The sequence below is a fragment of the Sorangium sp. So ce295 genome (assembly GCF_051527405.1).
Lineage (GTDB): Bacteria > Myxococcota_A > Polyangia > Polyangiales > Polyangiaceae > Sorangium > Sorangium cellulosum_B.
Window position 1 is genome coordinate 10,925,422 of record NZ_CP150324.1, and the last position, 15,798, is coordinate 10,941,219.

A 15,798-nucleotide genomic window follows, 5' to 3' on the forward strand; every position below is an offset into this window, starting at 1 on the left:
GCCTCGTCGCCTTCACGGTGGTGGAGGGAACGAGGCGCAGATGCGGAGCCCGATCACCGGGTCGAGGAAGGTGCCATCAACGACGGTCCGGTTGTCACTTCGGACCGAGGTTTGATCATAGATATAAGCACCACCTCGCAACAGCACTTTGTCGGTCTCGATCGAAGAAATGGCCCACTCCAGCACGTTCCCCGCCATGTCATCGACCCCGAACGGACTACGTGAGGCGGGGTGCGAGCCCACCTCATCCGGCCCCATCGTGGAGCTCTCCTTGCCGTAGGTCTCATCGAAGTTGGCGTCGCCGGGAGACAGCCTGTCCCCGTGCGGGAAGATGCGGCTGTCGGCGCCCCGCGCCGCGCGCTCCCACTCGTAGTCGGTGCAGAGGCGGGCTCCGCGCACGCGGCCTGTCCTGTGGAGCCACGCGGCATACTCGGTGGCCTGAGCGAAGGAGATGCCCGTGACAGGGAAACGAAGCCAGTCCTGCTGCGCGCGGACCGCCCGCGATGGGTACACGAGCGGCTCTCCCGCCCGCGCGGTATACGCCTGGATCGTGGGCTGGATCGTGAGCTGCCACACACCGTTTGGCAGGCGGCGCAGCCCCAGGGCGCCTGTCATGGCGCCGTTGCCCGCCTGGATGGACGAGCTGCCGCGGGACTCCTTGGGGAGCTCCTGGATGTAGTCGAGCCACTCCTGGAACGTCGTCTCGTGCCGCGCAATCAGGTACGCGCCTGTGCGGATCTCGTGGAGAGGAACGGTGGAGAGGAACGCCCACCGGTACATGTCGTCGAGGGCGGCGCCGAAGAGGAACCGGCCCGGCGGGATGTAGATGTACCCGGGAGGAACGTCCCCGGCGTGCGGCAGCGGGATGGAGAGCTTCAATGACTCTCCGCGTTGGACCAGGAACGGATAACGCACGATGGTGCGATTCCGCGCCTCGCAGGTGAGCAGGTAGGAGCCCTGCGCGAGCGCGATGCTCGCGAAGGGCGTCGTCCCGAGGAGGCGCTGGCCGGTCAGCTGCCGGCGCCCCTCCGCGTCGCTCTCGTACCGCTCCAGCGTGATGTCCGCGCCGGGGGGATCGGTCTCGATGGCGACCTCCGCGGGCGCATTCCATCGCTGCCGGCGCGCGCCGTCGGGATCGTACGTCGTCATGCGCTGGAGCAGCTCGTCGCGCAGCGAGGCGTGGCCGCGCGCGTCCGCGGCGAGCGCGCGCTCGTAGAGCACGTCGCCGAGCCGCTCGCGCGCGTCGTTGCGGGCGCCGTCGAGCGTGAGCGCCGCCTCCAGCTTCTGGCTCACCTGCAGCTGCAGCCGCTCGGCCTCGGCGGCGCGCCTGCGCGTGAGCTCCCAGAGCGCCTCCCCCTCGTCGCGGCGCCGGCGATCGAAGGCCGAGAGCGCCTCCACGCGGAGCACGTCGGCCTGGGCGCTCTCGAGCGCCGCGGCGGCCGAGGTGAGCGCGGCCTCGTGGATCTTCCTGTCCGCCCGGGCGGCGAGCTGGCGCGCCGCCCTGAGCTCCAGCGTGCCGTAGAGCAGCGCGGCGACGAGCGGGACGCCCACGACGAGGGCCCACCGGACCGCGCGCTGCGTCAGGACGGCGCGCCGCGACGCCCTCAGGAACGCCGCCTCGCGCGGCGGCAGGTCGGCCGGGTCGAGGCCCTTCGCCTCCTTGAGCTGACGCGCGCTGAAGAGCGCGTCGCGGCGCCGGCCGAGCCGCTCCCACTCGGCAGCCGAGGCGTCGAGGCGCTGGCGCGTCGCGCGCTGCTCGCGCTGCTCCTCGAGCCAGTGGCGCAGCGTCCCCCAGCCGTGGATCAGGGCCTCGTGGGCGATCTCGTAGACCGTCCCCTGCTCGCCTTCGCGGGCGAACAGGAGGCGGCCCTGCACGAGCGCGTCGAGCGCCGCGCGCGCCGCCCCGTCGCCGCCCTTCTCCGCGAGCTCGCCCTCGGCGCGCCGCGCCCGCGTGCCCTGCGGGGTGATGAGCGCGCCGAGCAGCCGCCGCGCGGCCGCGTGGACGTCGGGCGGCATGCGGCCGAGCACGCGATCGGCGTGGCGGGCGAGCGCGCCCTCGACCCCGCCGATCTGCGCGAGATCGGCGCTGCTGAGCGGCGCGTCGGGCGCGGCGCGGGCGTCCCAGAGCTCGGCGAGCGCGAACTGGAGGAGCGGCAGCCCGCCCTCGGCGCGCGCGGTGGACTCGACGAGCGCGTCGACGACCGCGTCGGACTCGAACGCGACGCCCTTGGCCAGCGCCGGCCCGGTGATGGCCTCGCGGAGCTTGTCCGCCGACATCGGGCGGAGCAGGTAGAGCGCGCGCTCGATGTCGTCGCCCAGGCCGGAGATGCCGGCGACGCGCGCGAGGAAGTCGCCGCGCACCGTGGCGAGCAGGCGCAGGGAGGGCGAGCGCGCCGCGAAGGCGCTGAGCACCTCGCCGACGAGCGCCGCCTCGCCCGGGCTGCTCAGCGTCGCGAGCTCCTCCATCTGGTCGATGAACAGCACGAGCCCGCCGCGCTCGCCGAGCCGCGCGCGGAGGTCGCGGGCGAGCGAGCCCGGCGCGGCGCGCACGGCCTCGGCGATGCGCTCGGCGGGCGCGCCGAGGACCGGCTCGAGCGCGGCGGCCAGCGCGGCGAGCGGGTGCCTGCCGGGCACCATCATGGCCGCCTGGAAGGCGCGCCCGCCGCCGAGGGCGCCCTCGAGCACGAGCGAGAGCACGCCGGCGCGGCAGAGCGAGGACTTGCCCGAGCCCGAGTCGCCGGCCACGACGATCATGGGCTCGGAGCGGAGCCGGTCGAGGATCGTCCCCGTCTCGGAGCTGCGCCCGTAGAACACCGCGCGGTGCTCGAGATCGAAGACGAGGAGCCCGCGGTAGGGGTTGCCCTCCGGGGCGACGGAGGCGTGGCGGTTCCTGGCGAGCAGCTGTTCGAGCGCGTCGCGCAGCTCGTCGCCCGAGGCGAAGCGGTCGGCCGGGTCGATCTCGAGGCAGCGCTCGATGACGGCCGCGAGCCGCGGATCGACGCCCGGCGCGAGGGCGGCGAGGGGCCGGGGCGCCTCGGTCTGGACGACGAGCGGCAGCTCGGTCATCGGCACGTCGTCGTGCGGCGGGACGCCGGCGCAGAGCTCGAAGAGCAGCGCGCCGAGCGAGTACACGTCGGAGCGGCGCGTCGCGAGCTCGTCGCGCCACAGCTCGGGCGGCAGGTAGTGGGGCGTGCCGCCGCCGACGCTCGTCGTCACGTCGAGGAGGCGCGCCGCCATCTCGGCCGCCTCGCGGAACTCGCCCTCGAGCGGCTCATCGCCGGGCGCGATCGCCGCGTCGGCGTCGCCCTGCGCTCCTCGCAGCGCCTCGCCGCCGGAGAGCGCGTCCGCGCCGAGCGCGTCGGATCGCCCTCCGGGCATGTCCGATCGCCCTCCAGGGACGTCGGATCGCCCTCCGTGGATGTCGGATCGCGCCCCGCGCGCGTCGGGCCGCGCGGCCGGCTCGAGGAGCTTTGCGAGGCCGAAGTCGAGGAGCTTCGCCTCGCCCTCCGCGGTGAGCACCGCGTTGGCCGGCTTGATGTCGAGGTGCAGCACCCCCCGGCGGTGGGCGGCCGCGAGGCCCCGCGCAAGGCCCGCCCCGAGCTCGAGCACGCGGCGCGAGGGCATCGGGATGTCGACGCGGTCGAGGCTCTGGCCGCGGACGAACTCCGAGACGACGAACAGCCGCCCCCGGAGCTCGCCCACGCGGAAGATGGCGACGACGTTCGGGTGCTGGATGCGGGCGGCCGCGCGCGCCTCGGCGAGCAGCCGCGCGCGCACCTCGGCGTCCGCGGTCGCCGCGCGGATGAACTTCATCGCGACCATGCGGTCGAGCAGCGTGTCGTGCGCGAGGTAGACGTCGCCCATGCCGCCGCTGCCGAGCTTCTGGAGGAGCCGGTACTCCTCGAACCGTCTCGGCGGGTGGAAGCTCGACGGGCCGGGGCTGTCCGGGCCGAAGCTCGACGGGGCGAGGCTCTCCGGGCCTACGCTCGACGGCGGCAGGGGGTCGCCCGCCTGCGGCCGCGTCTCCGCGCCGCCGGGGCGCAGGATGGCCTGCGAGAGGGTTGGAGCAATCTTCTCTTTCACGAGGGCCCGCCTCGCGCCAAGCGCCCGGGGACTATACTCGAGCCGAGCGTTCCCCGTGGGGTCCACCGCCCGACGCCGCGCAGTCCACCCGCGCTCAACCCTGGCCCAGACCCGTCGACTGGCCCGCTATGTAGCGCCACACGCCCTCGCGGCGCGCATAGATCTGCGTGGAGCGGAACCGCGCGCTGAACGGCTCGCCACGCCAGGTCCCTTCGTCGCGCACCACGCAGGTCACAACGGCGAGCTCGCCGTAGCTGCGCGCGCTGACCTCCTCCGCGGCCTGCGCGCTCCAGCGCAGCGCGCCCCCCTCGACCGCCGCCAGGTACTCGGCCTTCCCCCAGAGGGCCCCCTGGGAATTGACGTAAGAGAAGTCGTCTGCGAGGAGAAGCGCGAGCTCGGCGAGGTCGCGCGTCACCAGGGCGCGGGCGCGGCGTTCCATGACGTCACGGATGGCTTGCTCGAAGGCGGGGTGTTCGTCGGTCATGGAGGTCCGCGGCTCCACGCAGTGTTACCCGTGCGCCCCGACGCCGTCGACGGTGAAGTCAGGACGCGACGAGGCGCGGCGTGGCGGACTGCGCCGGCAGGATCGCGGGCATCGGACGGCGGCGGCCTGGGGGGATCCGAAGGCCTTGGGGCGAATCGCGGAGCGCGCGAACAGGCGCATCGTTCAATTCGGTCCATGAGGCCGCGTCGACCGCGTGGCCATCGACCCGATCATGAATCAACGATTTTGTTCCGTAAGGCCCGTATACCGCGGAGAACCCTGTTGCGGTTCCTGGCAAGGCACATCCACCGGGGCAGCGTGGCCAGGTAGTCGCGGTCGGCCCAATGCATCCGCAGGCGCTCGCGCAGGGGACAGGCGATGTAGATCTCCAGGAGCGCGAGGTGGTGGCGGTTGATCCCATAGAGGGTGTGGCCGCAGCGGCCCAATTGCTGTCCCGTGCCATAGGCAGTCGGTGTTTCCCTCGTCAAGCTGGAGGAGGCGGCTGCCGCGAGGTGTCGCGATCTACGTCAGCGCTTCCTCGGCGCCGTCCGCGGTCACGGCCTGCTCAAGCCATCGGTGCAACGTGGGCATGTCGACGCAGCCGTCGATCTGCGCCTCCAGCGCGGGACGGAGCGCGAGCCCACGCCGCGCCAGCACCGTGCGCAGCGCGGCGCGCGCCTCGGTCAGCCGGCCTTCCTGCTGGGCCTCCTCGATGAGCTCCTCCTTCACCTCCGGGCTATCCGCGAGCAAGGTGCGCAGGATCCCCTGCCGGCGCGCCTCGATCTCCGGATCATCCGAGCGAGCGAACCGCCGCTTCAATTCCTCCTGGGTCCACGGTGACATCGGCATGTACTGTAGCATGGAGAGCACCCATTCCACTTCCCGCCGCGGTGCGACCCACCGGGCGAAATCGTCCAGGGCCCGTCCCGAGCGCGCCACCAGGAACGGCACCAGCTCGGGCACAAGCGCACTTGAATTAACCACTCTGTTCGGCAGAAATAGAGAGATCATTCCGGCAGAACTCGCGTAATTGCGTGAGCCTGGGTGCGCCGGGGACCCGGAGACTCAGGACGGCCGGCGGGCATGGTCGTGCCGCCCTCCGAGGACGAGCCCCGCGTGCATCCTCGAGCCGATCCGAGCGTTCCCCGGGCGGTCCGCCGCCCGACGCCGCGCGACGGGCTGGCCAAGGGGCGCGCAGATCTGCTCTGTTACGGTGTTGCGGCTCTTGTCTACACCGGCCACGGCGACCTCGCGTGGCCAGGAGCGATCTCGAGGTGGCAGCGAACATGCGCAGATCCCCGCGGAACGACGCCGGCCTCCCCCGTGGCTCACGGACCTGGGAGCCATGAGCGACGTCGACGTCCGGCTCGCCTGCGAGCCGCTCGGTGAGTGCGTCGTGCTGGAGGTCGCGGGGCGCGAGGCCATGGATGCCCTCTCGTCCTGGGAGGTGCGCGTCGCCGTCCCCGGCGAGGTGGATCTCGCGGCGCTCCTCCGCGCCCCGGCGACGCTCGCGCTCGTCGATCCCGCCGAGGGCTCCGAGCGGCTCGTCCGCCTCCTCGTCGTCGAGGCGAGCTGCGATCTCCGCCGCGGCCGGGAGCGGATCTACGCGCTCCGCCTCTCGGATCCTCCATGGCTCCTCACGCTGCGCGGCGGCTACCGGGTCTTCGTGGAGAAGACCACCGAGCAGGTCGTGACCGAGGTGATGGCGGGCGCGGGCATCCCGGCGGCGGCGATCGAGCCGCGGCTCGCGGGCGCGTACCCGGTGCGGACCCAGTGCGTCCAGTACGCCGAGGCGGAGTGGGCGTTCATCGAGCGCCTGCTGGCCGACGAGGGGATCTCGTACTGGTTCGACACGACGGCCGAGGGCGAGCACCGCATCGTCCTCGGCGACGGCAACGGCTCCCACGACGGGATCGAGGGCGGCGCGGCGCTCCCCTACGCCGGGGCCCGGGGGGCGAAGCTCGGCGCGCGCGCCCTCTCGTCGCTCGAGTGGGAGGAGCAGGCCGTGGTCGATCGGGTCACCGTGCGTGACTTCGACGTGCGGCACCCGGACGTTTACGTCGACGGCCACGCCGGCGAGGGTGAGCTCGCGTGGCTCGAGGTGCCGGCCGGCGTCCCCACGGCCGAGGCCGCGAAGGCGCGGGCCAGGCGGCGGCTGGAGCAGCTGCAGCGCGACAAGGTCACCGTCACGGGGGAGAGCGACTGCATCCGCCTCGGGCCAGGGCGCCTCGTGGAGATCACGGGCGCGGGGGCGGACCTCTTCGAGCAGAGGATGCTCGTCGCCGAGCTCTCCCACCGCTACGCGAGGCCGAGCCGCGACGGCGGCGCGGCCACGCCCTACGGAAACCGGATCGCGCTCAGGCCCACGAAGGCCGCGGACGGCGGAGATCACCCGCCCTTCCGGCCCGCGATCCGCCCGGCGCCCGCGGTGGAGCACATCGACGGCGCGGTGATCACGGGGCCGCCCGGCGAGGAGATCCACGTCGACGATCTCGGCCGGATCAAGCTGCGCTTCCTCTGGGATCGCTCCGGGATCGCGGACGACCGCGCCTCGCACTGGATCCGCTGCCTCCAGCACCCGCTCGGCGCCTCGATGTTCCTGCCCCGCGTGGGCTGGGAGGTCCACGTCGGCTACCTCGACGGCTCGCCGGATCGCCCCTTCGTCCTCGGGCGCGCCTACAACGCGATTGCCGTCGCGCCGTTCCCGCTCCCGGCGGCGTCGGCGACGACCGCGCTCCAGTCGTGGACCACCCCGAGGAGCGGCGAGACCCAGGGGATCACGATGGTCGACGACGCGGGCGCGGAGGCGCTCTCGATCCACGCCTCGCGGGATCTCTCGGTCAAGGTCGGCGGCCCGGAGACGACGCGGATCGACGGCGACGACGCGCAGGTCGTCGGCCTGTCGCTCACCAGCAACGTGCTCGGGAGCCACGCCGCGCGCGTCGGGGCGACCCAGCGCGTCGACGTGGGGCAGGAGATGCTCCTCTCGGTCGAGGGGGCGAGCTCCGAGCTCGTCGGCGGGGCGGAGCTCGTCGACGTCACCGGCAACCGCGCCGTGCTGGCGAGCGGGTCGTGCGTCGAGGTCGTGGGCGCCGGCTACGCGCTGCTCTGCAACCAGTCGAACGTCAACGTGAGCGGCGGCTGCGCCCGGGTGGTGCTCGGGACGACGTCGATCGCGAGCGGCCTCGGCGTCACGGAGTCGGTCGCGGGGGCGCGCACCTACGCCTGCCGCGGCTCCCGGACGATCCGCTGCAGCAGCTACGCCGAGTCGATCAACGGCGGCAAGCGGAGCCAGGCGGGCGCGGTGCACGAGCGGGCCGCGGGGAACGTCGGCGTCAAGGCGTCGATCGGGACGATCACGGCCGGGAAGGTGTCGATCGGCGCGGGCGGGAAGGTGTCGATCAGCGCGCCGGTGGTGACGATCCAGGCCAGCGGCAGCATCGCGGCGGGCACGATGAGCCTGGGCGGCGGCAAGCTGAAGACGACCGGCGGCGTCACCCACGTGGACGGCGGCACGACCCGGCGCGCCAGCGGAAAGGCGGGCAAGTGAGCGAGCGACCGATCCTGCTCGAGATCCCCGGCGTGGACGCCGAGCTCCGCGTCCACGCGTGCCAGGTCGAGGAGCGCGCCTGCGCCCCGACGGTGGCCCACGCGCGCTGCGCCGCCTTCGTGGGCGGCGAGCCCGCCGAGCTCGCGGCGCTCGATCTGATCGGGCGCGCCGCGACGCTCACGCTGCGCTTCCACGGCGTCGAGCGGCGCTTCGCGCTCGCGGTGGAGGCCGTCGAGGAGCGCGACGCCCACGCGCGCGTGACCCTCGCCTCGCCGGTCGCCCGGCTCGACGAGACGCGCGACTACCGGGTCTTCGTCGACGAGAGCGCAACCGAGATCGCGGCGCGCGTCCTCGGCGATCACGGCGTCCGCCTCGACCTCCGCGCCCGCCGCGCGGCGGCGAAGCGGCCCCACTGCGCGCAGGTCTTCGAGAGCGACCTCGGCTTCTGCGCTCGCCTCCTCGCCGAGGAGGGCATGAGCTGGTTCCCGGACGACGGCGATCCCGCGCTCCTCCACGTCGCCGACGCGCCCGAGACGTTCCTCGACACGGGCGCGGCGATCCCGTGGCGCGACGAGGCGGGGCTCGTCCCCGGGCGAGCCCTCACCGCGGCGCGGATCCGCAGGCGGGTGGCGGTCGAGAAGGTCGCGCTCAAGGCGTACGATTTCACGCGGCCGATGCTCGATCTGAGCGGCGCCTCGGGCGAGGGCGCGCTCGAGTGGTACGAGGTCCCGGGCGGCCTCGACGATCCGGACGCGGGCCGCGAGCTCGCGGCGATCCGCCTCGCCGAGCGCCGGGCCGGGGCGACATCGCTCGAGGGCGAGGCCACGGCGCCGGAGCTCCGCGCCGGCGAGATCGTCGAGGTGACCGACCCGCCCGAGGAGCTCGGCGACGCGCGCTGGCTCGTGCTCGCCGTCGCGCACGAGGCGAGGGCCGAGCCGGGTCCGGAGGAGCTCGCTTACCGCGCTCGCTTCGAGGCGGTCCCGGCGCGCGACGGCTTCCGCCCGGCGCGCCGGGCCCCCGAGCCTCGCGGCGGCGCCGGGACCGCGGTGGTCACCGGGCCGCCGGGCAAGGAGATCGCCCTCGACGAGCACGGCCGCAGCCGCCTCCGGCTCCGCTGGGATCGCCGGGGCACGTGCGAGACCTCAGACGACCGGAGCTCCGGCTTCGCCCGGGTGACCCAGCCGCAGCTCTCGGGCGCGATGCTGAACCCGCGGGTCGGCTGGGAGGAGCTCGTCGGCTTCAGCGACCGGGGCGGGGAGATCCCCGTGATCCTCGGCCGGTTGTACAACGCCGTCCAGGCGCCGCCCGCCGCGCTGCCCGCGAAGAAGGTCGAGACCCGCCTCGGCACGCGGGCGACCCCCGGCGGCTCGGGCGGCAGCGGCGTCGGGATCAGCGACGAGGCCGGGAACGAGCGCCTCGGGCTCGACACGTCGGGCGACTACCGGGAGCGGACCGAGAACGACAAGCGGACCGAGATCGCCGGGCGATCCGAGCGCGTGGTCGGCGGCGCCCGGACGGTCGAGGTCAAGGAGCGGCGGGTCGAGAAGGTGGCGGGCGCGCTGTCGCTCGAGGTAGGCGGCGAGCGCAAGGTGGCGGTCGACTCGAACTACGGGCTGAAGGCGGCCTCCGAGGCGATCACCGTGGGGGGCGCCCGCGTGATCCGCGCCGGCGGCGACTACCTCACCGTGACGCCGAGCTTCGTCCGGATGGTGGGCGGCGCGAAGCAGGAGGTCGGCGTCGAGCACCAGAGCGTGTTCGTCAAGGGCGCCTCGACGCTGCTCGTCGGCGGCTCGGTGAGCACCACCGCCGGCCCGTCGGAGTCGGTGGGCGTGGCCGGCGCGGCGATCGTGAAGGTCTCGGGCGCGCAGACCATCGACGCCGGCTCCTACGGCCTCACCGTGCGGGGGCTCTACGCGGAGAGCTTCGGCTCGCGCAGCGTCACCGCGGGAGGCGACGTCGCGGAGAGCTTCGGCAAGGTCACGACCACCTCGCGGGGCGCCGCCGACATCGCCGGCGCCGAGATCGCCGTCGAGGCGGCCGCGAAGCTGACGATCAAGGCGCAGGGGGTGACGATCACCATGACCCCCGGATCCATCACCATCTCGGGCAAGCTCGAGGGCCCGACCTCGAGCGTGGAGGAAGGGGTTCATCGCTATGGCTAGGTCACGCACGGTCCAGCAATCGGCCGCCCGCCCCGCGCGGGGCGAGGCGAAGCCCCTCGGCCCCGGGCTCCACCCGGGGGTCGTGGAGATGATCGCCGCGCGCGGCCAGGAGAGCGACGCGCGCCCCGCGTTCCAGGTGCGCTCGAGCGACGGGCGCCGGCTCCTCGCGACGCTCGCCGCCGGCGTCTCGCCCGCGTTCATCGAGGAGTGCATGCGCGAGGGCCGCACCGTCGTGCTCGCGGACGCGCCCGGGGGCGTCGCCATCCTGGGCGCGCTCCAGACGGCCTCGGCGCCGGCGCCGGACGCGCACGGCACGCTGGCGCTCGACGCCCGCCACCTCCGGCTCCGCGCCAGGGAGACGCTGGAGCTCGAGGTGCCGGGATCGAGCCTCCGGATCGAGCCCGGCGGCGCTGTGCGGATCGAGGGCGACCGGCTGGTGATCGACATGGCGGCGCTCGTGCGGATCTTCTCGGCGCGGGTGGAGCTGCCATGAGCGGCGTCGCGCTGACGATCGAGGGCGATCCGGATCTCTCGCCGTCGCGCGTCCGCGGCGTGGAGCGGCTCGGGGAGGCCTCGGCGTTCGAGATCGATCTCCATGGACCGAGGGACGCGCTCGTCGCGCCCGGGAGCGCGCTCCGCAAGGCGGGGCGGCTCGCCATCGACGCGCCCACGGGGAGCCGGACGTTCCTCGGCGTCGTCACCCGGTTCGCCGTGATCGCGAGCGATCACGAGCACCTGCGGGCTTACCGGCTCACGCTCGCGTCGCGCTTCGCGTTGCTCGCGCTCACGCGGAGGGCGCGCACGTTCCAGGAGATGACGGCGCCGGAGATCGTCGAGCAGGTGGTGCGAGGGGGCGGCTACAGGACCGTGCGCAAGCGGCTCGCGGCGTCCTACCCGAAGCGCCGCTACGTCGTGCAGTACCAGGAGAGCGACGCGGCGTTCGTCCGGCGGATCTGCGAGGAGCACGGGCTGTATTTCCGGTTCGAGGACGACGGCGAGGGCGAGGTGTTCGTCCTCGAGGACGACTCCGCCTCCGCCGAGGACGCCTACCCGGGCGGCGTCGCGCTGGTCACGCGCAGCACGCTGGACGAGCCGGGGCCCGTCGCGGTGGACGCGGCGCGGCGGCTCCGGCGCGCGGCCGGCAAGGTCGTCCTCCGCGACCACAGCCCCGATCAGCCCCGGCTCTCGCTCGAGGCCGAAGCCTCGGGCGGCGTCGAGGCGGAGCGGGAGGTGGAGGTCTACGAGGCGCCCGGCGGCTTCGCCTCGCCGGCGGAGGGCGCGGCGCGCGCGCGGATCCGGCTCGAGTCGCTGCGCGCCGAGGCCGCGCGCCTGTCGTTCGACAGCAACGCGCTGGCGCTCTCGCCCGGCGCGCGCTGCCGCCTCGTGGAGGCGCCGGACCACCACGGCGTCGTCCAGGCGGCGGGCGACTGCGTGGTGACCGACGTCGCGCTGCGCTGGGACGCGGGCGACGGGGTCCTCCGCGCCAGCGTCGGGGCGATCCCGGCCAGCGTGCCGTTCCGCCTGCCGAAGGTCACGCCGAGGCCGCGCATCGCCGGGGTGCAGTCGGCATGGGTCACGGGGGAGCGCGGGCAGGAGATCCACCCCGACCCGCTCGGCCGCGTCCACCTCCGCTTCCACTGGGATCTGCACGGCGAGGGCGACCAGCGGAGCAGCCTGCCCGTGCGGGTGGCGCAGCCGCAGCTGCCGGATCCGATGCTCCTGCCGCGCGTGGGCTGGGAGGTCTTCGTGATGTTCGAGGACGGCGATCCGGATCGCCCCGTGGTGCTCGGGCGCTCGTACAACGAGAAGCAGCGGCCGCCCCTCGCGCTGCCGGCGAACAAGACGGTGACCTCGATCGCGACCGACAGCTCGCCCGGCGGGGGGGCGCGGACGGTGTTCCAGATGGACGACGCGGCCGGCCGCGAGCACGTCCTCGTGCACGCGCCCTTCGCCAAGGAGACGACGGTCGGGGGCGATCACGAGGCGCAGACGCTGAAGAACGAAGATCTCCAGGTCGGCGCTGCCCTGCAGGCCGAGATCGGGGGCGACGAGTCGACCTCGGTGCACCTCGGGTACATCGGCGGCTACGGCTCCCGCAGCGTGACGGTGGGCGGCGCGCAGCGCCAGAGCGCGGGGGGCAACTTCGTGAGCGAGGTCGGCGCCGAGACGGCCGTGGTGGGGGGGATGCTCGTGGAGCAGGCCGGCAACCCCGTGAAGGGCGCGGCCAACCTCGCCGCGTCCGCGCTGCTGTCGAAGGTGAGCGCGCGGGGCGCCGCCGGGCAGATCGCGGCGTCGGCGATGGGCGCGTCGCGCGCGGCCTACGAGGGCTACCAGGCGAAGGGCGCGGAGGGCGCGCTCGCCGCGATCAAGGACAGCGCGGCGGGCAGCGCGATGTCGCTGCTGCCGGGGGGCGAGGCGATCCTGGCGGCGGTGAAGGGGTCGTCGAGCCCGATGCCGTGGGATCACGGACGGCCCGCGCAGGGCGAGGCGGCGCCGGGCGGCGGGGCCGCGGGGGCGAGCGGCGCAGGCGGCGGGCCGGCGGGCCCCGGCCCGGGCCACCGCAGCGTCGTCGCGAGCGGCTCGTACACCGAGGCGGTGGGCGCCCTCTACGCGCTGACCACGCCGGGCCCCGTCTCGTGGGTGACCGCTGGCCCCGCGACGACCGTGATCAACGGGAGCCACACGAGCAGCGCTGCGAGCGCCGGCCTCCAGGTGGGCGGCGGCCTCGGCGAGTGGCTCGGCTCGCTGAACATCGGCAGCCGGGGGGCGATCACCCGGAGCGTCGCGGGGGCCATGACCTCGGACGTGAAGGGCGCGCTGAAGATCAGCGCGGGCGGCTCGTACACGCTCACCGCGAAGAGCGCGCTGACGCTCGAGGTGAGCGGGAACCTGAAGCTCGGCGGCAGCCCGATCACCTTCCGGTGCGGCGCGTCCGAGATCTCGGCGACGCCGGCGGGCGTCACGATCAAGTCCCCCTCGATCACCATCACCGGGAGCTCGAAGCAGTCGGGCTCGCTCACGCACCGATGAGGCTCACCGTGCTCGGCCTCGGCCTCGTCTCGCCCGCCGGCGCCTCGGCGCGCGATCACGTCTTCTTCCCGCGCGCCGGGGCGCCGCCGCCCCCGCCGTCGCCGTTCGTCGGGCCCGACGGGCGCCGGATCGACGCGCGCTACTGCCCGTGGATCAGGCCCTCGCAGGCCGACGCGGGCCGCCTCCTCGCGCTCGCCCGAGGCGCCGTCGCCGAGGCCCTCGCTGTGGTGCCCGGGAACGAGGCGGCGGGGATCCCGCGGTTCGTCATGACGCCGGCGCCACGGCCGGGGTTGCCCGAGGGAGCGCTCTCGGAGCTGGCCCGCGCGCTCGGCCCCGCGGCGCAGCGCTTCACCGGGGCGGCGGGCGCGTTCGCGGCGCTGGCGCGGATCGCGGAGCTGCTCGCGGGCGGCGCGGGCGGCGCCGCGCTCCTCGTCGGCGTCGACTCGTACGCCGGGGTGGACGCGCTCGCCGAGCGGCGGCGGAGGCCGGAGAGCCCGTGGCTGCTCGCGCCGCCGCCGCCGTCCGAGGGCGCGGGGGCGCTGCTCGTGGCCTCCGCGGAGCAGGCGTCGCGGTGGGGGGCGGCGGCCGTGGGAGAGATCGTCGCGAGCCGGCACGCGCCGGGGCGCGCGACCGACGAGGACGACGAGCCCGTCGACGCGGCGGCGATGACCGGGCTCCTCCGCAGCCTGCCTGCCGCTGCCGGGCCGATCCAGGCCGTCTTCGGGCAGGGGCGTGCTGGCGCGCTCCGGTGCCGAGAGTGGCAGTTCACGACGGCGCGGTGCGCGGAGCGGCTCTCGCCGACTTATTTCGATCGCTGCCTCGAGGCGGAGATCGGCGAGCTCGGCGCCGCGGCGGGCGTGATGGGCCTCGCCTGCGCCTTCGCGACGCTCCGGCACGGCGCGGCGCCGGCCGAGGCCGGGAGGTCGTTCGTGGCCTGGGCGATCTCCCGCGATGGCACCCGCGGGATCGCGCTCGGCGCCGCGCACCGCACGGGAGCGGGCAAGGTCGCGGCGGGAGCGGAGGGGGCGCTTCCGGTGATGATGCCGCTCTCGGGGGCGGTGATCGCGCGGGGGGTGGAGCGGGAGGCGTTCGTCCCGTCGCCGATCGAAGCGGAGGAGCCGGAAGACGAGGCGTGGCTCGAGGAGGGCGCCAGGGAGGCGGGCGCGGCGGCGGCGAGCATCGCGGCGGCGAACGACGTGGCGCCGGCGCTCCCGGAGCTGCCGCGCGAGAGCGCCCCCGCGCCGCTGGTGCGGCTCGACGCGGGGCGCGTGACCGAGGTCACGCTGGCGGGGTTCTACGCGTCGGTCGTGGATCATTGCGCGGAGCTCGTGGCCGCGCTCGCTCGGGATCGCGTCGAGGGGCGGCGCTCGTGGCTGCCGGAGACGGAGGCGCGGATGCTCCGGCAGATCGACGCGATCGTGGCCGCGGGGCCTCGGGCGCTGATCGAGGTCGCCGCCTTCTGGGAGCGCTGGATGGACGACCCGTGGAAGTCGTTCGCGGGCGCGATCTCGCTCGCCGCCTTCGCGGGGGACGATGCGCTCGCCGCGATCCACCGGGCGGCGCACCTGCTCCCGCAGGACGCCGAGGACCATGCGATCGCCGTGGCCGAGGCGCTCGCGCTGGTCGAGCGGCCTGGGCTCGCGGGGCTGGCGCGGGCGCTGTCGGCGTCGGCGCACCCGATCGCGCGGGCTGCCGGCGTGAACCTGCGCTCGATGCGCGGCGAGCTGCCGATCGAAGGGATCGGCGCCGCGCTCGCCGACGAGCACGACGCGGTGGTGTGCGCCGGGATCTGGGGCTGCGAGCGGCTGCCGCCGGCGCAGCGTGCGCGCTTCGTCGAGCGCTTGCGGGAGCTGTGTGGAGAGGCATCCCCCGCCGTGGCCTGGTCGGCGGCGCGGGTGCTCGTGATCGGCGGCGAGGTGGAGCTGGTGCGCGACGAGGCGCTGAGCGCGCGGGTGGGCCTGCGCGCAGCGGAGCTGTTCGCGCTGGCCGGGGAGCCGGGCGACTGGCCTCGGCTAGAGGCCCTGCTCGGCCGTCACCGGCCGACGCGCGCGGCGCTCTCCGCCGTGGCGCGCTTCGGCTGCCCGGCGAGCGCCGGGTGGATGATCCAGCAGCTCGACGACGAGGCGCTCGCGGACGATGCGGCGGAGGCGCTGCGCACGCTGTTCGGGCCGGTCGTCGAGGAGGCGCGGGAGCTGGAGGCCGGGGCGTGGCGGGAGGCGATCGCGGCGCTGCGGCTCGATCCGAGGGGGCGTTACCGCGGGGGGCGAGCGTTCTCGACCGTGGTGGCGGTGGAGGAGTGCGCGTCGGGCAGGCTGTCGCGCCTCGAGGTGGAGGCGCGGGTCAACGAGCTGCGCGCACGGCTGAGGCTGCCGGACGCGGTCGACGTGAGCGGTTTCTGGGCGAGGGCGGAGGCGAACCTGGCGGCGTTCCTGAAGGTGGCGCGGAGCCAGGGCTGAGGGCTGGGGGCAACTCGGGGACGAGAGATCACT

At 74.7% G+C, this 15,798-nt stretch carries 8 protein-coding genes; 5 read left to right on the forward strand and 3 right to left on the reverse strand.

Annotated elements, in window-relative coordinates; all coding sequences use genetic code 11:
- Positions 1-12: 12 nt before the first annotated feature.
- The 3 genes from WMF11_RS41490 to WMF11_RS41500 form a co-directional block, all read right to left on the reverse strand.
- A complete protein-coding gene (locus WMF11_RS41490; protein WP_437904616.1) occupies positions 13-4,083 on the reverse strand; it encodes an nSTAND1 domain-containing NTPase in 4,071 nt (1,356 codons plus the stop codon).
- 94 nt (positions 4,084-4,177) lie between these two features.
- On the reverse strand, positions 4,178-4,567 hold the full coding sequence (locus WMF11_RS41495; protein ID WP_437974690.1) for a nuclear transport factor 2 family protein: 390 nt from the start codon (positions 4,565-4,567) through the stop codon (positions 4,178-4,180).
- A gap of 522 nt (positions 4,568-5,089) precedes the next feature.
- Entirely contained in the window at positions 5,090-5,578 is a 489-nt protein-coding gene (locus WMF11_RS41500; protein WP_437974691.1) for a hypothetical protein, read from the reverse strand.
- A gap of 334 nt (positions 5,579-5,912) precedes the next feature.
- Here WMF11_RS41500 and WMF11_RS41505 point away from each other — a divergent pair, with 334 nt between their 5' ends.
- From WMF11_RS41505 to WMF11_RS41525, 5 genes are read left to right on the forward strand one after another with little or no spacing between them, the layout of a single operon-like run.
- A complete protein-coding gene (locus WMF11_RS41505; RefSeq protein ID WP_437974692.1) occupies positions 5,913-8,117 on the forward strand; it encodes a type VI secretion system Vgr family protein in 2,205 nt (734 codons plus the stop codon).
- Positions 8,114-10,279 (forward strand): type VI secretion system Vgr family protein, encoded by a 2,166-nt coding sequence (locus WMF11_RS41510; protein WP_437974693.1) that lies wholly within the window; start codon positions 8,114-8,116, stop codon positions 10,277-10,279. Before WMF11_RS41505 ends, WMF11_RS41510 begins: the two co-directional genes overlap by 4 nt.
- Positions 10,272-10,772 carry a hypothetical protein gene (locus WMF11_RS41515; protein ID WP_437904621.1) on the forward strand — a complete coding sequence of 167 codons (501 nt, stop codon included), beginning with the start codon at positions 10,272-10,274 and terminating at the stop codon, positions 10,770-10,772. The genes WMF11_RS41510 and WMF11_RS41515 overlap by 8 nt, the downstream gene beginning before the upstream one ends.
- Positions 10,769-13,309, forward strand: coding sequence for a type VI secretion system Vgr family protein (locus WMF11_RS41520; RefSeq protein WP_437974694.1), 2,541 nt, complete (start codon positions 10,769-10,771; stop codon positions 13,307-13,309). The genes WMF11_RS41515 and WMF11_RS41520 overlap by 4 nt, the downstream gene beginning before the upstream one ends.
- On the forward strand, positions 13,306-15,765 hold the full coding sequence (locus WMF11_RS41525) for a hypothetical protein (RefSeq protein WP_437974695.1): 2,460 nt from the start codon (positions 13,306-13,308) through the stop codon (positions 15,763-15,765). The genes WMF11_RS41520 and WMF11_RS41525 overlap by 4 nt, the downstream gene beginning before the upstream one ends.
- Positions 15,766-15,798 lie beyond the last annotated feature (33 nt).

Excerpts from the sequence above, each read along its gene's own strand:
- WMF11_RS41525 (WP_437974695.1), top strand. The coding sequence starts at position 13,306 with ATGAGGCTCACCGTGCTCGGCCTCGGCCTCGTCTCGCCCGCCGGCGCC.
- WMF11_RS41505 (WP_437974692.1), top strand. The coding sequence starts at position 5,913 with ATGAGCGACGTCGACGTCCGGCTCGCCTGCGAGCCGCTCGGTGAGTGC.
- WMF11_RS41495 (WP_437974690.1), bottom strand. The coding sequence starts at position 4,567 with ATGACCGACGAACACCCCGCCTTCGAGCAAGCCATCCGTGACGTCATG.
- WMF11_RS41515 (WP_437904621.1), top strand. The coding sequence starts at position 10,272 with ATGGCTAGGTCACGCACGGTCCAGCAATCGGCCGCCCGCCCCGCGCGG.
- WMF11_RS41500 (WP_437974691.1), bottom strand. The coding sequence starts at position 5,578 with ATGATCTCTCTATTTCTGCCGAACAGAGTGGTTAATTCAAGTGCGCTT.
- WMF11_RS41520 (WP_437974694.1), top strand. The coding sequence starts at position 10,769 with ATGAGCGGCGTCGCGCTGACGATCGAGGGCGATCCGGATCTCTCGCCG.